We start from the raw sequence: 24615 nt of genomic DNA, 5'->3' as shown, positions 1-24615 counted from the left end.
CGGCGATCTCACTCCGGCCGCGTCTCCCCGCCCGCCGAATGCGATACCGGCCCCGCCCGGTCCAGCAACCCCGTCCGCGCCGCCAGCGCCGCCGCCTCCAGCCTCGAACCCACGCCCAGCTTCATCAGGACCCGTTGGACATGGGTGCGGGCCGTGGACGGCGCGATGCCCATGCCGGCCGCGATCAGGCGGGTGTCCTCGCCGTCGGCCACCCGGACCAGGACCTCCACCTCTCGCGGGGTGAGCATCTGGAGCAGGCGCTGGCCCTCGTCGTCCGGCTGGACCGCCGGATTGAGGAGTTCGCTGAACGCGCCTTGCAGCAGTTGCGGCGCCACCGCCGCCTCCCCCGCCCTCGCCTTCATGATCGCTCGCTCGACCCCCTCGATGCGCTCGTCATGCCGTACATAACCGGACGCGCCCGCGGCGAAGGCCGCGGCGATGCCGCGCGGGCTCGGTACGGGGCCCAGCACCAGGACCGCCACCTGCGGGCGCTCTCGCTTGATCTTCACCACCGGGTCGAACATTCCCGGCTCCGCCGGTGTCGCCGTCCCCAGCAGGCACACCTCCGGTGCCCGGCTGATCACCAGTTCCGCCGCGCCCGCGGCGGGCGCCGCCGCGGCGAGCACCCGGTGCCCGCGCAGCTTCAACGCCGAGGCCAGTGCCTCGGCGAGCAATCGGTGGTCGTCGACCACCATGAGCCGAACTCCCATCGAACCCCCCAGTCCCCCCAATGGATCCCCATCCATGGATCTCCGTGGCTGCCCCCACTATGGATGGCCCACTGGTCCCCGCGGACAGGAGCCCCCTCCCGGCTCCCCCGCCCTTCATGCCCCCGGAAGCTACACGCTTGTTCGACGTTGCGCTTCCCCTACCGGCGAGAACTGCCCCGGATCGACGGAATTTCTGGCTTTCCCCGCATACGAGGGTGGATGCACGGTACGCGCACGGCCCCGCCCCTGAGCAGGGGCGGGGCCGTGTCCGTCAACACCACGATCAGGTGGTTCAGCTCGCGCCGAACGCGAGCGCCAGGTACTCCTTGTCGTCCGAACTCGTCGGCTCGCTGGCGTACACCGCGGACATGAACAGGTGCCCCTGCGAGTACAGGATCTCGGCGTAGTCCGGGAGCATGCTGGTCTCCGCGTCCCGTACCGACTCCGTGGCGGGGTTCTCCAGCAGCTTCGTCATCTTGAAGGAACCGCCGTCGATGCTGACGATCTGCCCGCCTTTGTCGTACGGCGGGCGCTTGTACGCGATCAGGTTGGTGCCGTCCATGCGCAGCGGGGAGATCGTGTAGTCGTCGCCGGCGTCGGCGCGCTGGCCGGTCTGCTTGCCGGTGGTCAGGTCGATGGCGATGATCTCGTTGGTCTGGCTGTACTCGCCGCCGCCGTCGTGCTCCTCCGTCGGCAGGTAGATCCGGTCGTTGCCGACCGCGATCTGGTGGCACTCCTCGATCTTGGTGATGCCGTCACAGCTGGCCGCGTACTGGTCGCTCGGCGCCGAGATGCGCGTGCGCAGCTTGCCGGTCTTGTTGTCGATGGAGAAGAAGTCCGAGATGCCGCTGCCGTCCTCGGCGGCCTCGCCGACGTCGGCGGCGACCACCAGCGGGTCGGTCGACACGACGCTGGCGTACGCGATGCCCGTCGCCATCTTGTAGTCGGAGATCACCTTCCCGGACTTCGGGTCGATGGTCTGGATGTGCAGCTGGGCCGCGTCGTACGTACCGCACCTGCGCACCGCCACCAGCTTGGCGCCGCCGCCGTAGCCGGAGTCGTAGCAGGTGTCGGTCGGCTTCGGGGCCCACAGCTGCTTGCCGGAGACGTCGAAGGCGGCGCCGCCGCTGGTGCTGCCCACGGCGACCGTGTTCCCGCTGACGGTGACGTTGTTGAAGCTGATCGGCTCGTCACCGGCCTTGGCGGTCTTCGTCCACAGCTTCTTGCCTGCGTCGAGGTCGATCACCGCGACCTGGGTGCAGCCGTGCGAGGGTTCGGCCTTGGTCGGCATCGCGGGCTGGAAGATGACCGCCGTCTTGTGGTCGGCGGTGGTGTGGTTGCTGCCCTGGCACACCGGGCCGGGCAGCGGGATCGTCCACAGCTTGGTGCCCTTGTCGGGGTCGTAGCCGACGATCTCGGCGATGCCGCTCTTGGCGTACACCTTGTCGGTGAGCCAGGAACCGGCCGTGGCGACCGTGCTGTCGCTCTTGACCTCGGGCGCCGGGATCTGGAAGAGGACCTTGGAGGCGGGGTTGGCGGGCACCTTCTCCACCGGCTTGGTGGACGTCGTGCCCGAAGTGCCGTCGCTGTCACCGCCGCTGCCGCCGTCGCCCTCCTTGCCGTCCGTGCCGGTGCCGCCGCTGGAGCTCGCGGTGTCGTCCTTCTTGGTGTCGTCGCCGGACGAGGACGCGTACCAGACACCGCCGCCGACGATCAGCGCGATCGCGACGACGGCCGCGACGATGATGGTCAGCTGCGCGTTGAACTTCCGCCCGCCACCGGCCGCCTGCCCCGGCTGCGGGTGCATCGGCATGGTCGGCTGCGGGTAGCCGTAGCCGGCCGGCGGCTGCTGGCCGTACTGGCCATAGGGATTCGGCTGCTGGCCGTACGGTGCCTGCTGCGGCGCCTGCTGCTGGCCGTACGGGTTCGGTGCCTGGTCGGGGTAGCCGTAGCCGGGGGGTGCCTGCGGGGGCGGCTGGGGTGGAGTCTGCGCCGCCTGCGGATAGCCGTAACCGGGAGGGGTCTGCGGCGGAGCCTGCGGCGGGGTTTGGGGTTGCTGAGGTGCGCCGAAGCCGCCCTGCGGAGGCTGCGCGGGCTGCTGCGGCGGCTGGTCCTGCGGCGGGCCGAAACCGCCCTGCTGCGGAGGCTGGTTGGGTGGCGGAGGGGGCGGCGGCTGGGTCATGGCGTGAGTACCTCGAAAGCGGAGGGGGCCGAGACGGCGGGGACGACCGGGAAGGGGACGGGGACGACAAACAGGGGAAGAGAAGGGCTACTTGCCATAGGCGAGCATCAACTTCTCCTTCGAGTCGTCATTGCCGGTCAGCCGAGTCGTCGAGATGTAGAAGCGCCCGTCGATCCAGTCGACTTCCTTCGAGTAGAAGCCGTTCTCGATGTCCGCTGTGCCCGCCGGATTCTGTAGCAGCTTCGTCGGCGTACGGCTGCTCCCGGTCGTCGGGATCGAGACGACCTGGCCGCCCGCGTCGTACGACGGCTGCACATACGCGACGAGCTTGCCGCCCTCGACCTTCAGCGGCAGCATCGACTCGTCCGCCGGGGACTTCACGCGCCACTTCTCCTTGCCGGTGGCGAGGTTGATCGCGACGATCTCGTTCGGCCCGGTGGTCGCCTCGGTCGGCAGGTAGAGGGTGTCCGCGTCGGCGGCCACGCCCTCGCAGCCCTGAAGGTCACGCTCCAGGATCGCCCAGCCGCACTCGGGAGCGAAGTCCTCGTCGAAGCCGACCTGCGAGCGGAACTTGCCGCCGGCGGTGAACGTGGAGATGTTCCACGCCTTCTTGTCCTCGTTGGTGCTGTAGATGACCAGCGGGTCGACGGAGTAGGTCCGCGCGACCGTCCAGCCCTTGTCGAACTTCTGTGTCCACTTGGCCTTGCCGGTCGTGGGGTCGAGCTCCTGCATCTCGTCGTGCTCGTTCGTCCCGGTGGCGTCGCAGGAGGAGACGGCGATCAGCTTGCTGCCGCCCGCGAACGCGGTCGGGAAGCAGGCCTGGCCGTACTTCTTCTTGTCGAACAGCTTCCTGCCGGTCCGCACGTCGTACGCCGTGCCGGACTGCGAGCGGCCCACCATCAGCGTGTTGCCGGTGACGGTCAGCTCGACCTGGAGCGCGCTGTCGAACAGCCCACCGTCCGCGACCTCGCCGTCCCAGCCCTTCTCGCCGGTGTTGAGATCGACTTCCTGGAGCTGGTTGCACTTGGCGCGGTCGCTGGAGCCGTTCATGTACGCCACGACGATCTTGTCGGCGGACGTCTTCTGCGGGGTGACCGCGCAGATCTTCTGCGGGAAGGCGATCGGGTCCCAGGTGGGGTTGCCGTCCCCGACGTTGTAGGCGAAGAGCTGCTTGTACGCCGCCTTCACCGCGGTCTTGTCGGTGATCCACATGCCGTCGGCGTCGGCGCCGGAACCGGGCGCGTCGGGCGCCTCCTTGTACCAGAGCACCTTCGCCTCGCCGGCCTGCCGGCCCTCGTTGAGGTTCTCCGGGTCCGAACTGCCGTCGCCGCTGCCGTCACCGGAGTTGACCGGGTCCTCGGTGGCGGTGGGCTTGGCGTCGTCGGTCGGCCCAGCGACCGGCTTCTTGGCGGGGGTCTCGTCGTCGCCGCCGCTGGTGACCGCGAAGACCGTCCCGCCGATGACGAGCAGTACGGCCACGGCGGCACCGATGATGACCGCGGGCTTGCCCTTGAAGGGGCTCCGGGAGCCGGGGCCGGGCGGCGGGGTGCCGGGTCCGCCCGGGTACTGCGGCTGCGGCGGGTAGCCGTAGCCGGGCTGCTGTCCGTACGGGCCGGGCGGCTGGGGCTGGCCGTACGGGCCCGCGGCCTGGGGCTGGTCGTACGGACCCGTCGGCTGAGGCTGGCCATAGGGACCGGGCTGGGCGTACGGACCCGGCTGGGCGTACGGACCCGCCGGCGGCTGCTGGGGCGCCTGGGGTGCCTGAGGCGCTTGAGGCTGCTGCGGGTAGCCGTACCCGGGCTGAGGGGCACCAGCCGGAGGACCTTGCGGCGGCGGTGGCGTCTGGGGCGGACCCTGTGGCGGCGGTGGCGTCTGAGGCGCGCCCTGGGGCGGCGGCGGTGCGCCGAAGCCCCCCTGCCCCGGCGGCTGGTCCTGCGGCGCTCCGAAGCCACCCTGCGGCGGCTGATTCGGCGGCTGAGCCATCAGCGCGTTCCCCCGTTCAATCACTGATTTTTAGCCACGCCCGAGGTCCGCAAGGGACCCGGACGCGTACTCATAAAGTTCTCAGACGGCCCTTTCTATCACCCGGGACTGACAACGCAACGGGCCGGTTCCGCCCCTGTTCCCAAGGGCGGACCGGCCCGTGATGCCGCCGTTATGCGCCTTCACGCACCCTTCACGCGTCCTCGGCGAGTTCCAGCCACCGCAGCTCCAGTTCGTCACGCTGAGCGACCAAGTCCCGCAGCTCGGCGTCGAGTTCGGCCACCTTCGCGAAGTCGGTGGCGTTCTCGGCGATTTGGCCGTGCAGCTTGGTCTCCTTGTCGGAGACCTTGTCCAACTGCCGCTCGATCTTCTGGAGTTCCTTCTTGGCGGCGCGCTGGTCGGCGGCGCTCTTCTCGGTGCCGAGGGCCTTGTCGACGGCGGGTGCGGGACCCGCGGCGGCCGCCGTCGCCTCCATCCGCCCCCGCCGCTCCAGGTACTCGTCGATGCCGCGCGGCAGCATCCGCAGGGTGGCGTCGCCGAGGAGGGCGAAGACCCGGTCCGTCGTCCGCTCGACGAAGAACCGGTCGTGGGAGATGACGATCATCGAGCCGGGCCAGCCGTCGAGGACGTCCTCCAGCTGCGTCAGCGTCTCGATGTCGAGGTCGTTGGTGGGCTCGTCGAGGAAGAGGACGTTGGGCTCGTCCATGAGCAGGCGCAGCAGCTGGAGCCTGCGCCGCTCGCCGCCGGACAGGTCACCGACCGGCGTCCACTGCTTCTCGTTGTTGAAGCCGAAGGTCTCGCACAGCTGTCCGGCGGTCATCTCGCGCCCCTTGCCGAGGTCGACGCGCTCCCGCACCTGCTGGACGGCCTCCAACACACGTAGCTTCGGGTTGAGTTCGCCGACTTCCTGGGAGAGATAGGCGAGCTTGACGGTCCTGCCGACGGCGACCCGGCCGCCCGCGGGCTGCACCTCGCCGCCCGTCCGGGCCGCCTCGGTCATGGCCCGCAGCAGGGAGGTTTTTCCAGAGCCGTTGACGCCGACGAGACCGATGCGGTCGCCGGGGCCCAGCTGCCAGGTGACGTGCTTGAGCAGCACCTTGGGGCCCGCCTGGACGGTGACGTCCTCCAGCTCGAAGACGGTCTTCCCGAGCCGCGAGGACGCGAACTTCATCAGCTCGCTGCTGTCGCGGGGCGGCGGTACGTCCGCGATCAGCTCGTTGGCGGCCTCGACGCGGAAGCGCGGCTTGGACGTACGGGCGGGGGCGCCGCGGCGCAGCCACGCCAGCTCCTTGCGGACGAGGTTCTGCCGCTTGGTCTCCTCGGTGGCGGCGATGCGCTCGCGCTCGGCGCGGGCGAAGACGTAGTCGGAGTAGCCGCCCTCGTACTCGTGGACGGTGCCCTTCTGCACGTCCCACATCCGCGTGCACACCTGGTCGAGGAACCACCGGTCGTGGGTGACGCAGACGAGCGCGGAGCGTCGCTCGCGCAGGTGCCGGGCGAGCCAGGCGATGCCCTCGACGTCGAGGTGGTTGGTGGGCTCGTCGAGGACGATCAGGTCCTGTTCGTCGATGAGCAGCTTGGCGAGCGCGATACGCCGGCGCTCGCCGCCGGACAGCGGGCCGATGACGGTGTCGAGGCCCTGCGGGAAGCCGGGCAGGTCGAGTCCGCCGAACAGGCCGGTGAGTACGTCCCTGATCTTCGCGTTGCCGGCCCATTCGTGGTCGGCCAGGTCCCGGATGACCTCGTGGCGGACGGTGGCGGCCGGGTCGAGGGAGTCGTGCTGCGTGAGCACGCCGAGGCGGAGGCCGCCGGAGTGGGTGACCCGTCCGGTGTCGGTCTCCTCCAGCTTGGCGAGCATCCGGATCAGGGTGGTCTTGCCGTCGCCGTTTCGTCCTACGACACCGATGCGGTCCCCTTCGGAGACGCCGAGGGACACGCCGTCGAGGAGGGCACGAGTGCCGTACACCTTGCTGACGTTCTCGACATTGACCAGATTGACGGCCATTTCTCTCCTGACAGGGGGGACGATCGACCTTCCAGGGTAGTCGGCGGGGCGGGTGGTCCTGCGCGAGCCGGGTTTTCCTCGCCCCCGCCGCCCCTACCCGTCCCATCCCAGGGGCTCCGCCCCTTCCACCCCGGCGGGGACTGCGTCCCCTGCACCCCTCGCGGGGCTCCGCCCCCGCACCCCGCTGGGGCTGCGCCCCAGACCCCCTTCGGCCTGAACGGCCTCGTCCTCAAACGCCGGACGGGCTGGATTCCGCGTCGGGTGGTGGGTGGGCACAGGCCGGGGGTCTGGGGGCGGAGCCCCCAGCAGCGCCCGCACCGGCACCCGCCCGCACCGGCACCGGGGGGTCAGCGCAGGACCGTCGCCCCCAGCGCCGGCCCCGACGCCATCCGCACCGTCCGGCACGTACCCGACGCCCGCAACCCCTCCGCCACCCGCCCCGCCGACTCGCCCTCCCGCGCGAGGAACGCCGTGGTCGGGCCCGAGCCCGAGACCAGCGCGGTGAGGGCGCCGGCGGCGCGGCCCGCCGCGAGGGTGTCGGACAGTTCCGGGAAGAGGGAGAGGGCGGCGGGCTGAAGGTCGTTGGAGACGGCGGCGGCGAGTGCGTCGGGGTCGCCCTTCGCGAGGGCGTCGAGCAGTTCCTGGGAGGCGACCGGCTCGGGGATGTCCAGAGCCTCGCCCAGCCGGTCGAACTCGCGGAACACGGCCGGGGTCGACAGCCCGCGCCCCGCCATCGCGAACACCCAGTGGAAGGTCCCGCCCACTTCCAGGGGCCGGAGCTTCTCGCCACGCCCGGTGCCGAGCGCCGCCCCGCCCACCAGGCTGAACGGCACATCGCTGCCCAACTCGGCGCAGATGTCGAGGAGTTCCTCACGGGAGGCGCCGGTGCCCCACAGCGCGTCGCACGCGACCAGCGCGCCCGCGCCGTCCGCACTGCCGCCCGCCATGCCCCCCGCCACCGGGATGTCCTTGGCGATGTGGATGTGGACGGCAGGGGTACGGCCGTACCGCTCGGCCAGTGCTGCCGCCGCGCGCGCCGCCAGGTTCGTACGGTCCAGGGGGACCTGGTCGGCGTCCGGGCCCGCGCAGGTGACGCTCAGCTCGTCGGACGGGGTCACCGTCACCTCGTCGTAGAGGCCGACCGCGAGGAAGACGTTGGCCAGGTCGTGGAAGCCGTCGGGGCGGGCGGCGCCCACCGCGAGCTGGACGTTGACCTTGGCGGGGACGCGGACGGTGACACTCACTTACCGGGCTCCTCGTTCTCCGCGGCGACGCGGTTCTCGGCGATCCGCGCGAACTCCTCCACCGTCAGCGCCTCCCCGCGCGCCTGCGGCGAGACGCCCGCGGCGACGAGGGCCGCCTCGGCGGCGGCGGCCGACCCGGCCCACCCGGCGAGCGCCGCCCGCAGGGTCTTGCGGCGCTGGGCGAAGGCCGCGTCGACGACGGCGAAGACCTCGCGCCTGGAGGCGGTCGTCTTGAGCGGCTCGGTCCGCCGTACCAGCGCGACCAGCCCGCTGTCGACGTTGGGCGCCGGCCAGAAGACCTTCCGCCCGATGGCGCCGGCCCGCTTGACCTCGGCGTACCAGTTGGCCTTGACCGAGGGGACGCCGTAGACCTTCGAGCCGGGCGGGGCGGCGAGGCGGTCGGCGACCTCCGACTGGACCATGACGAGGGTGCGCTCGATGCCCGGGAAGGTTTCGAGCATGTGGAGGAGGACCGGTACGGCGACGTTGTACGGCAGATTCGCCACCAGCGCCGTCGGGGCGGGGCCCGGCAGCTCGGACACGTGCATCGCGTCGGCGTGCACCAGCGCGAAACGGTCCGCCCGCTGAGGCATCCGCGCCGCGACGGTCGCGGGCAGCGCGGAGGCCAGGACGTCGTCGATCTCGACGGCGACGACCCGGTCGGCCACCTCCAGCAGTCCCAGGGTGAGCGAGCCGAGCCCGGGTCCCACCTCGACCACCACGTCGTCGGGGCGGACCTGAGCGGTGCGGACGATACGGCGGACCGTGTTCGCGTCGATCACGAAGTTCTGGCCGCGCTGTTTGGTGGGGCGTACGCCGAGGGCGGCCGCCAGTTCACGGACTTCGGCGGGCCCGAGGAGGGCGTCTGGGGTGGGGCTGCTGCTCACGGCGACAAGGGTACGGGGCGGCGGGGAGGGGCCGTGACGGTACAGGGCGGAGGCCCCCCTCGCCCCGCTCACCCCTGCAACCGCCTCCCACAGTGCGGCCAAGGACTGGCCCCCCGCCGTACGTACAGCTTCTTCGCCCGGTACGTCTGCTCCGCCGCCGGTGCGTCCTGCGGGCGGCCCTCCCCGCCGAGGCTCTGCCAGGTGTGCGTGTCGAACTGGTACAGCCCGCCGTAGGTCCCCGAGGAGTCGACCGCGTTCGGCCGGCCCCCGGACTCGCAGGCCGCGAGCCCCTGCCAGTTCAGATGATCCGCGCCCCGCACGGACGTCGGCAGCGGCTGCGTCCCGACCTTCACCACCTGCGCGCGCGGCTCGCGCACCACCTCGGACTTGATCCACCGCGGCTTCTGCCTGACGCCGTTGACGGTGCGCAGGGAGTACGTGATCCGCCGCAGCCCCGGCTGCCCGGCCCGCTCGACGACCTCCGTGCCCCGGAACAGCGAGGGGTCGTCGGTCCGCTCCACCTCGAACGGGATCCGCTCCTCGCGGACCTCCTTCGTCCTGGTGATCCGCAGCACGGTGACGGTCTGCCCGTCGCGCGGGAAGCTGCCGGACGGGACGGACGTGGTGTCCTGCCCGCGCAGCGTGATCCCGGCCTCCTCGATGGCCTCGCCCACGGTCGCCGCGTTCGTGCGGATCGTGCGCGCCCGGCCGTCCGCCATGATCGTCACGGAGCGCTCGGTACGTACGTCCAGCGCGAGGCCCTCGCGTCCGATGCGCCGGGAGCGCGCAGCGGACAGGTACGCGCCCTCCGCACGCACCCCGAGCTGTTCGAGCGCCCCTTCCACCGTGCGTGCCGTCGTCCACACCTCGTGCCGGTGGCCGTCGAGGGTGAGCAGTACGGGACGCCCGTATTCCACCGCGACCTCGTCGCCGCTGGCGAGTTCCTCGCCGGGGGCGGGCGCGACCACGTCGTGCGCGCCGAGCGCCACGCCCTCCTCGGTGAGCAGTTCGGTGACGTCGTCGGCGAAGGTGTGCAGCGTGCGCGGTGTGCCGTCGATGCTCAGCTCGATCGCCTTGTCGTCGGCGACGAACGCGGTGGTGCCGCCCGCGAGGAAGGCGACGACCAGCGCCTGGGGCAGCAGACGGCGCATGGTGCCGTCCGAGCGCTCGGCGTACCGCGCCTTGCGCCGACGCGCGCCACGCCCACCTGGACGCCCGCCTGGCGCGCTTTGCCGCGGCAGCTCGGGCCCGGGCGTCGCCGCGGTCGTCTCGTAAGCGGGCCGGTACGTGTCTTCGTACGGCAAGTACGGCTCGTACGGCTCGTACGGCTGGCACAGCTCGTACGGCTGGCACGGCTGATGCGGCTCGTACGTCTGGTCATACGTCTCGTACGTCTGGAATTGCGAGTTGCTCACGCCGACACGCTCCAGGGAGCCAGAGGGGTCAGGATCGGGCCCCAGGAACCTAGCGGAGCGATCGTCACTCTCCAAAGCGACGCGACTACCCAGCGTTGCGTTCGGGTCGGTCGGTATCGGTCAGTAGATCAGGTCAGTAGCCGAACGCACGTGCCGTGTTGGCCGCTACTGCCGACGCCAGCGCGTCCTCGTCGATGTCGCGTACGGCGGCCATGGCGCGCACCGTGACCGGAATGAGATACGGGGCGTTGGGCCGTCCGCGGTACGGCACGGGGGTGAGGAAGGGGGCGTCCGTCTCCACCAGGAGCAGCTCCAGGGGGGCCACGGCCACGGCGTCACGCAGGTTCTGGGCGTTCTTGAAGGTGACGTTGCCGGCGAAGGACATGAAGTATCCGGCGCGGGCGCAGATCTCCGCCATCTCGGCGTCCCCGGAGTAGCAGTGGAACACCGTGCGCTCGGGGGCGCCCTCCTCCTTCAGGACGCGCAGCACATCCGCGTGGGCGTCGCGGTCGTGGATGACGAGGGCCTTGCCGTGCCGCTTGGCGATCTCGATGTGGGCGCGGAAGGACCTCTCCTGCGCCTCCTTGCCCTCGGGCCCGGTGCGGAAGTAGTCCAGTCCCGTCTCGCCGACGCCCTTGACCTGCTCCAGCGCGGCCAGCCGGTCGATCTCGGCGAGCGCCTCGTCGAGCCCGGCGTCCCCGCCCGGCGTGCGCGCGCCCTGCCGGGACCATCCGTCGGGGTCTCCGTGGACGATGCGCGGGGCCTCGTTGGGGTGCAGGGCGACCGTCGCGTGTACGGCGTCGTACCGCGCGGCCGTCTCGGCGGCCCACCGCGAGCCGCGTACGTCGCACCCGACCTGCACGACCGTGGTCACCCCGACCGCCGCGGCTTTCGCGAGCCCCTCCTCCACCGTCCCGGACTGCATGTCGAGGTGGGTGTGGGAGTCGGCGACCGGAACCCGGAGTGGCTCCGGGAGGGGCGGCGCTGTGTTCTTGCCGTGCTTGTCCGCGGTGCCGGAGGTGTTCGAAGGCATGCCCCGATCCTACGAAAGGGGCATGGCCCCCCTTTGCCGGCGATCTTTGCCGGCGATCGGCTCAGCTCGCCCGGCGCTGGAACGCGTGCAGGAGATCGGACAGATGCCAGTGGTGCTGCTCCGTGCCTTCCCCGTCCACCGTCGGCGCCTTCACCGATCCCGCGGGCCGCTGCGAGTGCGCCGCGTCCTGGGCCGACGCGACCCGCCCCGGCCGCATGATCCGTACGACACGGTGGTCGCAGTTCGCGCAGGAGGGCCTGCTGAGCGGAGAGGGCACCACCTGGCCGTTCACCACGTACATCACGAACTCCCGGCCATCGGCGTCCACGTGGTGCTCTATCTCGTACGACTGCTCCCACCCGTGCCCGCAGCGCATGCAGGCGAAGGAATACGACTCGTTGACGACAGCCGTCGCACCGGCGCGGAGGTCGGTCCGCGCTGCGATCTCGCTCATGCCAGCTCCTGTTTGTCCGCTGGGGCGAGGGGCCGGTATGCCCCTCAACCCAGTGGACGCCTCCACCAGCACGAGCGCAGCAGGCCTGTCGAGTGTTGGAGCCGATTTGGGCGTTCCTTGCCAAAGCGCCCTGTTGACCCGGTCCGGGCTTTGCCTTTTACGATGGCTCTTTGCCCACCCATGGGGCGCTCGCTCAGAGGAGATACGCCCTGCTCAGAGGGCATAGTGCGCCGGCTCACAACCCCGGCTCACACCCTCCCCCGGCGCCCCTCAGCTCACGCCCCCGCGTTCTTCGCCGCCACCACCGCGTCGAACACCTCGCGCTTCGGCAGCCCGACATCGGCGGCCACCGCGGCGATCGCCTCCTTGCGCCGCTCCCCCGCCTCCTCGCGCACCCGCACCCGCCGGACCAGTTCCTCGGCGTCGAGTTCCTGGGGCCCCTTCTGCGGCGCGCCCTCGACGACGACGGTGATCTCACCCCGTACGCCTTCCGCCGCCCACGCGGCCAGCTCGCCCAGCCCGCCGCGCCTGACCTCCTCGTACGTCTTGGTCAGCTCCCGGCAGACGGCGGCCCGCCGCTCGGTGCCGAACACCTCGGCCATGGCGGCGAGGGTGTCGTCGAGCCGGTGCGGGGCCTCGAAGTAGACGAGCGTCCGGCGCTCGTGAGCGACCTCCCGCAGCCGGGACAGCCGTTCGCCCGCCTTGCGGGGCAGGAATCCCTCGAAGCAGAAGCGGTCGACGGGCAGCCCGGACAGCGCGAGCGCGGTGAGCACGGCGGACGGGCCGGGTACGGCGGTGACCCGGATGTCCTTCTCGACGGCGGCGGCGACCAGCCGGTACCCGGGGTCGGAGACCGACGGCATCCCGGCGTCGGTGACGAGCAGCACGCGCGCGCCCTTGACGAGCTCCTCGACCAGCTCGGGCGTACGAGCGGCCTCGTTGCCCTCGAAGTACGACACCACACGCCCCTTGGGCGTCACCCCCAGCGCCTGCGTGAGGCGCCGCAGCCGCCGGGTGTCCTCGGCGGCGACGACATCGGCACCGGCCAGCTCCTCGGCGAGCCGGGGCGGGGCGTCGGCGGTGTCGCCGATGGGAGTACCGGCAAGGACCAGGGTTCCGGGCTCGACTGTCACGCCTCCCATCCTCCCAGGGCCCGCGGAAGATCCTCCCGGCGCCCGTGGAAGATCCTCCCCGCACCCGGTGGAAGGCGGACGCATCCGCACCTCTGCCACCAAGCGCGGGACTCACACAGCGCCGTTCCCTACGATGGCGCGGTGACCAGTACCGCGTCCTCCATGGACACCCGGCAGGAGCAGGCCCTTCAGGACCAGCGGCCGTCGTGGCAGCAGCGGCTGCGCCGTTTCGGATATGCGGCGGGGCCCAGAAGCGACGGCAGCGGTGTCCGCGAACGCCTGGTGCCGCCGTACGTCCGGCCCAGCCCGCGGCTGTGGCAGGTCTTCGGGGTGTCCAGGACGCTCGCCGAGCGGATCACCCGCTGGTCCGCCTGGGGCGGTCCGATCCTTGTCGCCCTGTTCGCGGGCCTGATGCGGTTCCACAACCTGGGCAGCCCGAAGGCGGTGATATTCGACGAGACGTACTACGCCAAGGACGCGTGGGCGCTGGTCCACCGCGGTTACGAGGTCAACTGGGACAAGAACGTCAACGACCTGATCCTGTCCAACAACGGGAACGTCCCGATCCCGACGGACGCGGCGTATGTCGTGCATCCGCCGGTCGGCAAGTACGTCATCGGGCTCGGCGAGCTGCTGTTCGGGTTCAATCCGTTCGGCTGGCGGTTCATGACCGCGCTGCTCGGCACCCTGTCGATCCTGATGCTGTGCCGGATCGGCCGCCGGCTGTTCCGCTCCACGTTCCTGGGCTGTCTGGCCGGCGCGCTGATGGCGGTGGACGGCCTGGCGTTCGTGATGGCCCGCACCTCGCTGCTCGACGGCGTGCTGATGTTCTTCGTGCTCGCCGCGTTCGGCTGTCTGGTCGTCGACCGCGACAGGGCACGCGAGAAACTCGCGGCGGCGCTTCCGGCGGATTCCGACGGCCTGGTCCGCCCGGACGCGCACATCGCCGAGACGACCCGCCTCGGCCGGCGGCCCTGGCGCTGGCTGGCGGGCCTGATGATGGGCCTGGCGATCGGCACCAAGTGGAACGGGCTCTACGTCCTCGTCTTCTTCTGCGTGCTGGCCGTGCTGTGGGACGTCGGCTCCCGCAAGGTGGCGGGCGCCGGACGCCCGTACCAGGCGGTGCTCAGGCGCGATCTGGGGCTCGCGTTCGTGGCCACCGTGCCGGTCGCGATCGTCACGTACATCGGCTCCTGGGCGGGCTGGATCCTCTCCCCGGCGAACGGCAGCGGCGGTTACTACCGCAACTGGGCGGTGACCGACGGCAAGGGCGGCAACTGGACCTGGCTCTTCCCGGACTGGCTGCGCAGCCTGTGGCACTACGAGCACGAGGTCTACAAGTTCAACATCAACCTCTCCTCGCCGCACACGTACCAGTCCAACCCGTGGAGCTGGCTCGTCACCGGCCGCCCGGTGTCGTACTTCTACGAGTCCCCCGCGCCCGGCAAGGACGGCTGTCCCGCCGACGCGGGCGAGAAGTGCGCGCGCGAGGTGCTGGCGATCGGCACGCCGCTGCTGTGGTGGGTGGGGTGCTTCGCGATCCTGTACGTCCTGTGGCGCTGGCTCTTTCGCCGTGACTGGCGCGCGGGGGCCATCGCCTGTGGCATCGCGGCCGGTTACCTGCCGTGGTTCCTCTACCAGGACCGCACGATCTTCTTCTTCTACACGATCGTCTTCGTCCCGTTCCTCTGCCTGGCCGTGGCGATGCTCCTCGGCGCGATCATCGGCCCGCCGGGCTCCAGCGACACCCGCCGGGTCGCGGGCGCGACGGGCGCGGGCATCCTGGTCCTGCTGATCGCGTGGAACTTCATCTATTTCTGGCCCCTGTTCACGGGCACGGCGATCCCGATCGACCAGTGGCGGTCGCGGATGTGGCTGGACACATGGGTCTAGCCGGCCCCGCACTCACCGATCTGGCGGGAGTGTGGCGGCGCTCTCTCCTGGTCGACGGCGAGGGCGGTCGCGACACCACCACGGCCGTCACCTGGGTCCAGGGTCCCGCCCGCTACGCCGATCTGCGCCAGCCGGCCGGTCTGTCGCACCCCCGGGGGACCGGGAGCCTGAACGACCTCTCCTTCGAGCAGTTGCTCGCTCTCGCCGAGCAGGAGGCGTTCGCCGGGCGGCTGTCCCACGCCGACGGTGCCTTCCACTGGGGGCGCACCATCGACTACCGGCCGCCCGCCGCCGTCCCGGACGCGGGGCGGCTGGAGTGGCGCGGGCCGGTGCTGGTGGAGGAGGGCCTGTACGCGCCGTACGTCGAGCACTGGCACCCGGCCGGGGACATCGGTGGGCCCTGCGCGGCCGTCGAGCTGGTGGATCCGCGGTCCGGGCAGGCCGGGCTGCTCGTGCGGGCGGGGTCCTGGTTCGGCTACGCCCGCGGCCGGAGCGAACCGCTGCCGGCCCACGCCGCACTGACGGAACTGGTCGCGGGGGCCGCCGACGCGGGCCGCGCCCGCGAGCTGCTCGACGTCGAGGTGTCGCTGGGCCGGATCACCGACGACCGCTGGGTCATCGACCGCTCGACCCTCCCCCACCGCGAGGGCCGCAGGCTCGCCCCCACCCTGACCGACAGCGGCGGCGCCGGCCTGTCGGTGAGCGACACCGGCCCGACCGGCACCGCGTACCCGCGCCGTTGGGAGATCAGCACCGCCGAGGGCCCCCTCCACGTCCTCGCCGCGCCCGGCAACTGACGGCCCGCGTCGCCATGGCCGCCACCGCCAACCGCGCCGTCCCGCACCACAGCCACGTCCCCGGCTTCACACCGGGCCGCCCCCCCTCCCCGACCGGTCAGCCCCAGCGGCGACCAAGACCGGTGAGCGACACCGGCCCGACCGGCACCGCGTGCCCCGCCGATGGGAGATCAGCACCGCCGAGGGCCCCCTGCCCGGAGGCTGACGGCACCGGTCAGCTCGCTGTGCGGGTCCCGCCGTGCACCAGGTCATGGGCGCGTACCGCGAACCACAGTTCGGCGATGTGGTCGGTTCGGGACACGCCCCGGCCGGTCAGCTGTTCGATCTTGCGCAGGCGGTAGCCGAGGGTCTGTTTGTGGATGTGCAGTTCGTCGGCGGCCAGCTGCCAGGAGCGGTTGCAGCGCAGGGTGACCCGCAGGGTGTGCAGGTAGGCGGTGCCGTGCTCGGCGTCGTGTGCCAATAGCGCCCCCAGCACTCTGGACGCCAGCACCCGCGCCTCGGCCGGTGTGCGCAGCAGGGGCAGCGCGGTCTCGTCGCCGTACCGGACCGTCCGCCGGTTCTCGGCCTCGGCCGCTCCCAGCGCCCAGCGGGCCTCCTGACCGGCTTCCGGTACGCGCTCCGCCGTGCCGATCCGGTCGCTGACGCCCATCGGTGCGGACGGGTCCAGCAGCCGGGTCAGTTCGGCGAGGCACTCCGGCCGGTCCTCCAGCAGGATGTGGAGGCTGTCGTCGCGCCGCAGCAGCAGGTGCGGGACGCGCAGCCTGGACAGCCGTCGGTCGACGTCGTCGGCGGTGGCGTCGCACGCGACCGGGGTGAGTACCAGCACAGCGGCAGCCGGTCCGATGCCGGTTTCCGCCAGCCGATGCCCGGCGGTCGTCGGGTCGAGCCCGCGGTCGAGCAGGTGGCGGAGCAGGTCCGTGCCGCGCCGGCGGCGGCTGTCCCGGTCGGCCGTGAGCTGGGTCAGTTCCAGGGCGCCGACGGTGGCGACATGCTGGAGCAGGTCGAGGCTGGGCAACTGTTCCCCGGTCGGCTCGGCGACCAGCGCGGTGGGCTGGTCGCCCGGTACCGCGACGGCCAGGGCTATCGTCGCGCCCGAGCCGTCCGTTGCCCGGCGGCGCAGCCGCAGCACGCCGGGGATGGCACCGCCGTGCGCCGCGTACTCGGCGACCAGTTCCCGCGCGAAGCCGGTCTCGGGACCGTCCTCGAACAGCGAGAGACCGGTCTCGGGGTCGACCAGATACAGCCGCGCCTTCAACTCGAGACCGAGCCTGCCGAACATCTCCGGTCCGGGCAGTCCGCTGGCCATGGAGGTCCGCAGCAGGGAGTACAGGCGGGCGACCCCGGCGAGCTGCCGGGCCTCCTCGCGCTCGTTGACCTCGGCCACCGCACGCACCACCGCGCTGAACGGCACGCTGTACGGCACGGAGACGACCGGCAGCGACAACTCGTCGGCCCGGTCGGTGAGCGCGGGCGTCAGCGGCGGCCCCTGCATGCCGAGACCCAGCCCGAACGCGCTGGTGCCCGCCTCCGCGAGGCGCTCGATGAAGGCCGTCTGCGCACCGGGGTCGGCGGCCAGCCCGGTGCCGTTGGTCAGCAGCAGCTCGCCCGCGGACAGCCAGGCCCACGGGTTGGGCAGGTCGGAGGGGTGCACCCAGCTGACCTCGCGGTCGACCCCGCCGGCACCCGCGTGCAGCGACATCTGGAGGTGTGGCATCGCGAGGAGTTCGCCCACCGTGACCGCCATCGCCACCGCCTCCTTCGCGCCTCCCTCGTCCCCGAGCGTATGGAACGTACGGGTGCCGTCCACGCCCACGATGAGACGGGCGTGAATTCCCTGTTACCGCCTGCACACACAGCCCCGACCGGTATGACACGAATGGAGCCTCATACTCCAGTACGAATACGCGTCGATGTTCTGCGCCGCAGTCGGATAGCCGGACCACACCCGCCGTCCGCATGCTGTGCGCATCGAACGAGCGGAGAACGAGCGGAGAATGCGCCATGGCAGAAGCGAATCCTTCTCAGCGTGAGGGCGTCGCACGTGATGCCACCACGGCTGCCGGACGGATCGGCTGGCCCGAGGGCTTCACCGCGGCCGCCTGCCTGACGTTCGACATGGACGCCGAGGCCGCCGTGCTGAGCACCGACCTCGCCTCGGTCCACCGTATGAGCCCGATGAGCCACCAGTCCTACGGACCGCTGGTCGGCGTACCCCGGATTCTCGACATGCTGGAGCGCCACGGCCTCAAGGCCACCTTCTTCGTCCCCGGATACACCGCGCACCGCTACCCGCAGGTCGTGCGCTCGGTGGTCGAGGCAGGTCACGAAGTGGCCCACCACAGCTACTTCCACGAGAACACCGTCGGCATGGACGCCACGACCGAGGCGGACATGCTCGACCTCGGACTCAAGGCCCTGTACGAGGTCGCGGGCGTGAGGCCGGTCGGCTACCGGGCGCCGATGTGGGAGCTGAACTACCACACCCCCCGGCTCCTCGAAGAGCGCGGATTCCTCTACGACTCCAGCCTCATGGACGCCGATCACCCCTACCGGCTGGCCGTGGACGGACGGCCGCAGGCCCCCAGCATCGTGCAGGTGCCCGTCTCCTGGGGGCTGGACGACTGGGAGCAGTACGCCTTCCTGCCCGACCTGATCGGCACCGGCGTGATCGAGAGCCCCGCCAAGGTGCTGGAGATGTGGACCTGGGAGCTGGAGGCCATGCACCGCCTCGGCGCCTGCTTCGTCCTGACCTGCCACCCGTTCCTGACCGGCCGCCCCTCGCGGGCCGAGGCGCTGGAGCGGCTGATCGAGCGGATGAAGGCGCTGCCCGGCCTGTGGATCACCACGGTCGCCGAGGTCGCCGAGCACACCGCGTCCCTGGGTCTCTCCCCGCGCACCTGCCCGCAGCCGGAGCTCCCCGACCCGGACCAGGCGTACTGGGTACAGAAGCGCCCCTGAACGCCAACCCCTCACTCGTCACCCCTCACTCGTCACCCCTGACTCGTCACCCCTCACTCGTCACCCCTGACTCGTCACCCGCGCACACAGGCAAGGGCGCCTGTCGTGTCACTCCCGCATGCCCTCCGCGACAGGACCCTGTGATGACCCCAAGCGCCCAGACCGCCGCCCTGGCCGGTCCGCCCGACCCCGCACTCGACACCGAAGCCGCCGACGGACTCAAACAGCAGTACAACCTGAGATCCGCGTTCGCCCTCGCCTTCTCCGACGTCTCGCCCATCGTGGGCATGTACGGCGTCTTCGCCCTCGGTGTCATCACCGCCGGGCCCGCCTTCTGGTGGGCCTTCCCCGTCGTCCTCGTCGGCCAGTTGCTGGTGTGCGGGGTCTTCGGCGAACTGGTCTCCCGCTGGCCGCTCCAGGGCAGCGTCTATCAGTGGGCCCGCCACCTGATCGGCCCGCGCTACGGCTGGTTCACCAACTGGGCCTACATGTGGGGTCTGACCCTCGCCCTGTCGGCCCTGTCCTTCGCCGGATCCGGCTTCCTGCTCGGGGCGCTCGGCGTCACCGGCTTCAGCCGCACCGAGCAGGCGCTGACCGCGCTGGGCGTCCTGCTGTTCGGCTCGGCCGCGAACATGATCGGGGGTCGCTTCCTCAAGGCGCTCCTCTACGTGAGCCTGACCGCCGAGCTGATCGCCACCCTCGGCATCGGCACCGTGCTGCTCTTCGCCCACCGCACCCACTCCTTCTCGGTCCTCTTCAGCGGGGAGGGGACGGCGCACGGGTCCGCGTGGCTCACGGGACCGTTCCTCGGCGCCGTCGCCATCGCCGGCTGGTCCTTCGTCGGATTCGAGTCGGCCGGCTCCATCGCCGAGGAGGTCAAGGAGTCCCGGCGCGTGCTGCCCAAGGCGATGGCCCTGGCGCTGGCCGCCGTCGGCATCCTCGTCATGTACGCCAGCCTCGGCATCCTGCTGGCCATGCCGAACATCGCGGACGTCCTGAGCGGCAAGGACGCCGACCCGGTCACCACCACCCTGGAGGCCGGGCTGGGCTCGGCGACCGGCAAGGCCCTGCTGATCGCCCTGGTCATCGGGTTCGCGGCCAGTCTGATGGCCGTACAGGCGGCGGTCAGCCGGGCCATCTGGGCCGGAGCGCGCGACAAGGCCCTTCCCGGCGCCCGGTTCCTGGGCAGGCTCTCCGGCAAGGAGCGCGTGCCGCGCGGCGCCATCGCCCTGACCGCGCTCGTCGCGGGGTCGCTGCTCTTCATCAGCGCGGAGAAGATCTACGCGCTGCTGCTCTCCTTCGCCAACGCCGGCTTCTACCTGTCCTACGCCCTGCCCGTGCTCGGCGCGGTCTACGTCAGGCTGCGCGGCACCTGGGAGCCCGGCGAGTGGTCCCTGGGCCGGTGGGGCAAGCCGGTGACGTACGCGGCGGCCGTATGGATCGTCTTCGAGTCGGTCAACATCGCCTGGCCGCGCGCCGTGAACGGCGTGTGGTACCTCGACTGGGGACTGCTGATCATGACCGGGGTGCTGGGTGCGATCGGCGCGCTCGTGTACTGGTCGATGTCGCGGCCGGGCAGTACCGCCTCGGTGACCTCCAAGTGAGCGGCCGGGTCGCCCTGATCACCGGTGCCGCCGGCGGTATCGGCGCCGCGACCGCCGACGTGCTGGCAGCGGCGGGCTGGCACACCGCCGGACTCGACCTCCGCCCCTCCGCGACGGATCTGCCGGTCGTCGTCGATGTGACCGACCGTCAGGCGGTCGCCGAGGCGGTCGCGCGCGTGGTCGAGCGATTCGGCCGGCTCGACCTGGCGGTGACCGCGGCCGGGTACTACGAGGAGGGCATCGACGCCGCCGACGTCACGCTCGGGCAGTGGGACCGCATGCTCGCCGTGATCCTGGGCGGCACCGTCAACACCTGTGCCGCCGCGCTGCCCCACCTGGCCTCGGCCGGGGACGGCGCGGTGGTGGTGATCTCCTCGGAACTGGCGCTCACCGGCGGCAGCGGCGATGTGCACTACGTCGCCGCGAAGGGCGCGGTGCTCGGCTTCGCCAAGTCGCTCGCTCTCGAAGTGGCCGACGACGGGATCCGCGTCAACATCGTCGCGCCGGGCCCCACCGACACCCCGCTCCTGGCCGCGACTTCACCGTGGCGCGATCCGGCGTACCTGGCCACCCTGCCCCTGGGCCGGCTGGTCACACCGGAAGAGGTCGCGTACACCGTGCGCTACCTGGCCACCGAGGGCGGCATGTACTGCGGGGACGTGCTGTCCCCGAACGCCGGGGCGGTGATCTGACATGGCGTCCGGCATCAAGGAGGGCAGCCTCGCCCTGGTCACCGGCGCCGCCCAGGGCATCGGCCGGGCGACCGCCCTGCGGCTGGCCGCCGACGGCCACACCGTGGCGGTCAACGACCTCACCGACGACGGACGGCTGACCGAACTGGCCGAGCGGACCGGCGGATTCGCCGCGCCCGCCGACATCGCCGACCCGGCCGCCGTACGCGCCATGGTCGCCGGCGTCGAGCAGCGCGCCGGGCGGCCGGTGGCCGTGCTGGTGGCCAATGCCGCGGCGATGGCGATGAGCCCCTTCCTCGACCAGCCGCCGCGGGAGTGGTGGCACCAGATCGAGGTGAACCTCTCCGGCCACTTCCGCGTCGTACAGGCCGTGTTGCCGGGGATGCGGACGCTCGGCCACGGCCGGATCGTGATCATCGCCTCGGAGTGGGGGGTGATCGGGCAGCGCAACGCCACCGCCTACGCCGCATCGAAGGCCGGGCTGATCGCGATGGCCAAGGGACTGGCCCGCGAGCTGGGCCCGCAGGGCATCCTCACGAACTGTGTCGCGCCGTCCTACGTGGACACCGACCAACTGCGCGTGGACGCCGAGGACGCGGGCCTCACGCTGGAGGAGCTGCGAGAGCGCTACCGGCGTCTGATGCCGGTCGGCCGGCTCGCCGAGCCCGCCGACATCGCCGCGGCCGTCTCGTTCCTCGCCTCGCCCGGCGCGGGCGCGCTCATCGGCCAGGTCCTCCAGCCCAACGGCGGCTCCACCAGAGCCCGCGCCTGAACAATCCCTCCAGCGGAACAGGAACCCCCCATGCCCGAAACATCCCGTGGTCCGCTGGGACCGCTCCCCCCGGTGAACGGCACGACAGTCCCCCGCTTCGCCGGCAGCGGAACCTTCGCCCGGGTGCCGGAGATCGGCCAGGTCGGCGACTACGACGTCGCCGTGCTGGGCGTGCCGTTCGACACCGGCACCTCCTACCGTCCCGGGGCGCGGTTCGGCCCGATGGCCGTCCGGCAGGCGTCCCGTCATCTGCGCCCGGCCTTCCATGTCGAGCTGGGCACCGCGCCGTTCGACGAGATCCAGGTCGTCGACGCCGGTGACGTCGCGGTCACCCCGTACTCGATCGACACGGCGCTCGGCCAGATCGCCGACCACGCGCGGGAGGTGGCGCGCGGCGGCCGCAGACTGCTGGCGATCGGCGGTGACCACACGATCGCGCTGCCGATGCTGCGCACGGTGGTGCGCGAGCACGGTCCGGTCGCCCTGGTGCACTTCGACGCGCACCTGGACACCTGGGACACCTACTTCCAGGCGCCGACGACCCACGGCACCGTCTTCCGCCGCGCCTTCGAGGAAGGCCTGCTGGTCGAGGACCACTCCATCCATGTGGGCATCCGCGGCCCCCTCTACGGCCGGGGCGACATGGACGCCGACAAGCGCTTCGGCTTCCGTACGATCCGGGCGGGCGACATCGATGTCCTCGGCCTGCTTGGCACGATTCAGGCGATCACCGAGCGGGTCGACGACCTCCCCGTGTATCTCTCCGTCGACATCGACGTCCTCGACCCGGCCTTCGCACCCGGCACGGGCACCCCGGAGGCCGGAGGGCTGACGAGCCGCGAACTCCTGCACGTACTGCGCGGGTTGACCGGACTGCACCTGGTCGGCGGTGATGTCGTGGAGGTGGCGCCCGCCTACGACCATGCCGAGGTGACCTCGCTCGCCGCCGCCACCGTGCTGTTCGACCTGATCACCCTCATGGCCCGGAAGTAGGCCGGAAACAGCCCCCGCCCGGGGTCCCCATAAGGCCCCCATTCCTCCCAACAAAAAGGAAACATCCGTTACAGCGGTCACCCCTTCCGCATAGAGTGCCACGCACAGCAAGCCTTTCTGAACGCGTTCAAGAACGTGAGGAAGGCTCCACGGGGAAACGGGAAACGGGAGGGGACTGCCTCATGGGCAGGGGGGTAAAGGTCGCCGTCATCGGCAGTGTGTTCGCTGTGATGGTCGGCGGGGCCGGGTACGGCGCGTTCAACATCGTGTCCGCGCTGAACGGCGACGGGGGTACATCGGGGGCCGGTTCGGCCGGGACGGCGCCGAAGAAGAGCGGGCCGCCGAGCGCGGACGAGATCAAGGAGACGTCGGCGAGGTTCTTCGCGGCCTGGGAGGAGGGGCAGGCGGCGACCGCGGCGGGGTACACGAACAACAGCACGGCGGCCGAGCCGCTGCTGACGGCGTACGGCGATGCCGCCCGCATCGCCGGTGTGAAGATCACGCCCGGTACGGCGTCCGGGGCGACCGTGCCCTACACGGTGCGGGCCAAGGTGTCCTACGACGGCAGGTCCAAGCCGCTGTCGTACAAGAGCGAGCTGACCGTCGTGCGCGGGGTCACCACCGGCCGGGCGCTGGTCGACTGGCAGCCCACCGTGATCCACCCGGAGTTGCGGCGCGACGACACCCTGGTCACCGAGGAGTCGGCGAACCCGCCGATCGAGGCCCTCGACCGGAACGGGACCGTGCTGACGAAGGAGAAGTACCCCTCCCTCGGCCCGATCCTGGACGCCCTGCGCGACAAGTACGGCGACAAGGCCGGCGGCACCCCCGGCATCGAACTGGTGATCCGGCGCGCCGACGAGGCCGCGGCCGACACCCCGCTGCTGACCCTCGCCAAGGGCAAGACCGGCAAGCTGGAGACCACGCTCAGCGCGACCGCGCAGGCGGCTGCCGAGACGGCGGTCAAGAAGTACGACAACTCGTCGGTCGTCGCCGTGAAGACGGGCACCGGTGAGGTGCTGGCGGTGGCCAACAACCGCACGGACGCCTTCAACGCGGCCTTCGAGGGCACGCAGGCACCCGGCTCCACGATGAAGATCATCACCGCCGCGATGCTCATAGACAACGGCGTGACCTCGATGAACGGCCCGGCTCCCTGCGACAACACGGCCGTGTGGCAGAGCCAGACCTTCAAGAACCTCAGGGGCATGGGCCCCAACCCGAACGCCACGCTCGCCAACAGCTTCCTGCGGTCGTGCAACACGGCCTTCGTCAAGCTCATCGACGAGAAGCCGCTCACCGACGAGTCGCTGACCACGGAGGCCCAGACGCGGTTCGGGCTCGGCCTGGACTGGAAGACCGGCGTCGTCTCCTTCGACGGCCGCGTCCCCGCCTCCGGCGGCCCGGACCGCGCCGCCAACGCCATCGGCCAGGGCCAGGTCCAGATGAACCCGCTGAACATGGCCTCGGTGACGGCCACCGCCATCACCGGCGACTTCCGCCAGCCCTACCTGGTCTCGCCGGACCTCGACGGGCGCCAACTGGCCACCGCCAAGGGCCTGCCGGCCGGCACCGCCTCCCAGCTCAAGCAGATGATGCGGCTGACCGCGACCCAGGGCACCGCCCAGGAGGCGATGGCCGGGCTCGGCGGGGACATCGGCGCGAAGACCGGCTCGGCGGAGGTCGACGGGCAGGCCGAGTCCAACAGCTGGTTCACCGGATTCCGCAACGACGTGGCGGCGGCGGCCATGACCGAGGAGGGCGGACACGGCGGCGACGCGGCGGGCCCGATTGTCGCAGACGTGCTACGAGCGGGCGGCTGACGTCATCCCCCGCGGACCGGGACTCTAGGCTGTGCCT

General features: G+C 71.4%; 19 protein-coding genes. 8 read left to right on the top strand and 11 right to left on the bottom strand.

Annotation, left to right across the window (positions count from 1 at the left end; translation table 11 throughout):
* Positions 1–8 precede the first annotated feature (8 nt).
* From AB0I77_RS40480 to rsmI, 10 genes are all read right to left on the bottom strand, one after another.
* Positions 9–710, bottom strand: a complete 702-nt coding sequence (locus tag AB0I77_RS40480) for a LuxR C-terminal-related transcriptional regulator (RefSeq protein ID WP_363287829.1) — start codon at positions 708–710, stop codon at positions 9–11.
* Between the two features lie 292 nt (positions 711–1002).
* Positions 1003–2892 (bottom strand): PQQ-binding-like beta-propeller repeat protein, encoded by a 1890-nt coding sequence (locus tag AB0I77_RS40475; RefSeq protein ID WP_363287828.1) that lies wholly within the window; start codon positions 2890–2892, stop codon positions 1003–1005.
* A gap of 87 nt (positions 2893–2979) precedes the next feature.
* Positions 2980–4875: a PQQ-binding-like beta-propeller repeat protein gene (locus AB0I77_RS40470; RefSeq protein ID WP_363287827.1), complete on the bottom strand. Its 1896-nt coding sequence runs from the start codon at positions 4873–4875 to the stop codon at positions 2980–2982.
* A gap of 193 nt (positions 4876–5068) precedes the next feature.
* On the bottom strand, positions 5069–6880 hold the full coding sequence (locus AB0I77_RS40465) for an ABC-F family ATP-binding cassette domain-containing protein (protein ID WP_363287826.1): 1812 nt from the start codon (positions 6878–6880) through the stop codon (positions 5069–5071).
* 347 nt (positions 6881–7227) lie between these two features.
* Positions 7228–8124, bottom strand: coding sequence for a 4-(cytidine 5'-diphospho)-2-C-methyl-D-erythritol kinase (locus tag AB0I77_RS40460; protein WP_363287825.1), 897 nt, complete (start codon positions 8122–8124; stop codon positions 7228–7230).
* The gene (rsmA, locus tag AB0I77_RS40455; RefSeq protein WP_363287824.1) at positions 8121–9011 is read right to left on the bottom strand and encodes a 16S rRNA (adenine(1518)-N(6)/adenine(1519)-N(6))-dimethyltransferase RsmA; all 891 of its coding nucleotides are present in this window, start codon (positions 9009–9011) and stop codon (positions 8121–8123) included. Before rsmA ends, AB0I77_RS40460 begins: the two co-directional genes overlap by 4 nt.
* 68 nt (positions 9012–9079) lie before the next feature.
* Positions 9080–10426 carry a ubiquitin-like domain-containing protein gene (locus AB0I77_RS40450; protein ID WP_363287823.1) on the bottom strand — a complete coding sequence of 449 codons (1347 nt, stop codon included), beginning with the start codon at positions 10424–10426 and terminating at the stop codon, positions 9080–9082.
* Positions 10427–10559: 133 nt separating this feature from the next.
* The gene (locus AB0I77_RS40445; protein ID WP_363287822.1) at positions 10560–11459 is read right to left on the bottom strand and encodes a TatD family hydrolase; all 900 of its coding nucleotides are present in this window, start codon (positions 11457–11459) and stop codon (positions 10560–10562) included.
* A 61-nt stretch (positions 11460–11520) separates the two neighbouring features.
* Positions 11521–11913 (bottom strand): hypothetical protein, encoded by a 393-nt coding sequence (locus tag AB0I77_RS40440; RefSeq protein WP_363287821.1) that lies wholly within the window; start codon positions 11911–11913, stop codon positions 11521–11523.
* A gap of 275 nt (positions 11914–12188) precedes the next feature.
* A complete protein-coding gene (gene rsmI / locus AB0I77_RS40435; protein ID WP_363287820.1) occupies positions 12189–13046 on the bottom strand; it encodes a 16S rRNA (cytidine(1402)-2'-O)-methyltransferase in 858 nt (285 codons plus the stop codon).
* 141 nt (positions 13047–13187) lie between these two features.
* Here rsmI and AB0I77_RS40430 point away from each other — a divergent pair, with 141 nt between their 5' ends.
* Together AB0I77_RS40430 and AB0I77_RS40425 are read left to right on the top strand one after the other, a co-directional pair.
* A complete protein-coding gene (locus AB0I77_RS40430; protein ID WP_363287819.1) occupies positions 13188–14939 on the top strand; it encodes a phospholipid carrier-dependent glycosyltransferase in 1752 nt (583 codons plus the stop codon).
* On the top strand, positions 14930–15736 hold the full coding sequence (locus AB0I77_RS40425) for a hypothetical protein (RefSeq protein WP_363287818.1): 807 nt from the start codon (positions 14930–14932) through the stop codon (positions 15734–15736). The genes AB0I77_RS40430 and AB0I77_RS40425 overlap by 10 nt, the downstream gene beginning before the upstream one ends.
* Before the next feature lie 214 nt (positions 15737–15950).
* On the opposite strand, the gene AB0I77_RS40420 is transcribed toward AB0I77_RS40425, so the two are convergent.
* A complete protein-coding gene (locus AB0I77_RS40420) occupies positions 15951–17543 on the bottom strand; it encodes a PucR family transcriptional regulator ligand-binding domain-containing protein (RefSeq protein ID WP_363287817.1) in 1593 nt (530 codons plus the stop codon).
* 194 nt (positions 17544–17737) lie between these two features.
* Here AB0I77_RS40420 and AB0I77_RS40415 point away from each other — a divergent pair, with 194 nt between their 5' ends.
* The 6 genes from AB0I77_RS40415 (at position 17738) to AB0I77_RS40390 (ending at position 24578) form a co-directional block, all read left to right on the top strand.
* On the top strand, positions 17738–18694 hold the full coding sequence (locus tag AB0I77_RS40415) for a polysaccharide deacetylase (protein WP_363287816.1): 957 nt from the start codon (positions 17738–17740) through the stop codon (positions 18692–18694).
* A gap of 143 nt (positions 18695–18837) precedes the next feature.
* Positions 18838–20298, top strand: coding sequence for an amino acid permease (locus AB0I77_RS40410; protein WP_363287815.1), 1461 nt, complete (start codon positions 18838–18840; stop codon positions 20296–20298).
* A complete protein-coding gene (locus tag AB0I77_RS40405; protein ID WP_363287814.1) occupies positions 20295–20990 on the top strand; it encodes an SDR family oxidoreductase in 696 nt (231 codons plus the stop codon). The genes AB0I77_RS40410 and AB0I77_RS40405 overlap by 4 nt, the downstream gene beginning before the upstream one ends.
* 1 nt (position 20991) lies before the next feature.
* A complete protein-coding gene (locus AB0I77_RS40400) occupies positions 20992–21762 on the top strand; it encodes an SDR family oxidoreductase (protein ID WP_363287813.1) in 771 nt (256 codons plus the stop codon).
* A gap of 30 nt (positions 21763–21792) precedes the next feature.
* On the top strand, positions 21793–22755 hold the full coding sequence (speB, locus tag AB0I77_RS40395) for an agmatinase (RefSeq protein WP_363287812.1): 963 nt from the start codon (positions 21793–21795) through the stop codon (positions 22753–22755).
* A 182-nt stretch (positions 22756–22937) separates the two neighbouring features.
* Positions 22938–24578 (top strand): penicillin-binding transpeptidase domain-containing protein, encoded by a 1641-nt coding sequence (locus tag AB0I77_RS40390; protein ID WP_363287811.1) that lies wholly within the window; start codon positions 22938–22940, stop codon positions 24576–24578.
* The last annotated feature ends 37 nt before the right edge of the window (positions 24579–24615 follow it).

It is taken from the genome of Streptomyces sp. NPDC050619 (genome assembly GCF_040654815.1).
Classification (GTDB): domain Bacteria; phylum Actinomycetota; class Actinomycetes; order Streptomycetales; family Streptomycetaceae; genus Streptomyces.
Note: the sequence above shows the minus strand (reverse complement) of the source record. Positions and strands in the feature narration are given on the sequence as shown.

What these genes read in the sequence shown, in the direction of transcription:
- AB0I77_RS40480 (WP_363287829.1), bottom strand. Translation starts at nt 710, where the DNA reads ATGGGAGTTCGGCTCATGGTGGTCGACGACCACCGATTGCTCGCCGAG.
- AB0I77_RS40475 (WP_363287828.1), bottom strand. Translation starts at nt 2,892, where the DNA reads ATGACCCAGCCGCCGCCCCCTCCGCCACCCAACCAGCCTCCGCAGCAG.
- AB0I77_RS40470 (WP_363287827.1), bottom strand. Translation starts at nt 4,875, where the DNA reads ATGGCTCAGCCGCCGAATCAGCCGCCGCAGGGTGGCTTCGGAGCGCCG.
- AB0I77_RS40465 (WP_363287826.1), bottom strand. Translation starts at nt 6,880, where the DNA reads ATGGCCGTCAATCTGGTCAATGTCGAGAACGTCAGCAAGGTGTACGGC.
- AB0I77_RS40445 (WP_363287822.1), bottom strand. Translation starts at nt 11,459, where the DNA reads ATGCCTTCGAACACCTCCGGCACCGCGGACAAGCACGGCAAGAACACA.
- AB0I77_RS40440 (WP_363287821.1), bottom strand. Translation starts at nt 11,913, where the DNA reads ATGAGCGAGATCGCAGCGCGGACCGACCTCCGCGCCGGTGCGACGGCT.
- AB0I77_RS40425 (WP_363287818.1), top strand. Translation starts at nt 14,930, where the DNA reads ATGGGTCTAGCCGGCCCCGCACTCACCGATCTGGCGGGAGTGTGGCGG.
- AB0I77_RS40415 (WP_363287816.1), top strand. Translation starts at nt 17,738, where the DNA reads ATGGCAGAAGCGAATCCTTCTCAGCGTGAGGGCGTCGCACGTGATGCC.
- AB0I77_RS40410 (WP_363287815.1), top strand. Translation starts at nt 18,838, where the DNA reads ATGACCCCAAGCGCCCAGACCGCCGCCCTGGCCGGTCCGCCCGACCCC.
- AB0I77_RS40400 (WP_363287813.1), top strand. Translation starts at nt 20,992, where the DNA reads ATGGCGTCCGGCATCAAGGAGGGCAGCCTCGCCCTGGTCACCGGCGCC.
- speB (WP_363287812.1), top strand. Translation starts at nt 21,793, where the DNA reads ATGCCCGAAACATCCCGTGGTCCGCTGGGACCGCTCCCCCCGGTGAAC.
- AB0I77_RS40390 (WP_363287811.1), top strand. Translation starts at nt 22,938, where the DNA reads ATGGGCAGGGGGGTAAAGGTCGCCGTCATCGGCAGTGTGTTCGCTGTG.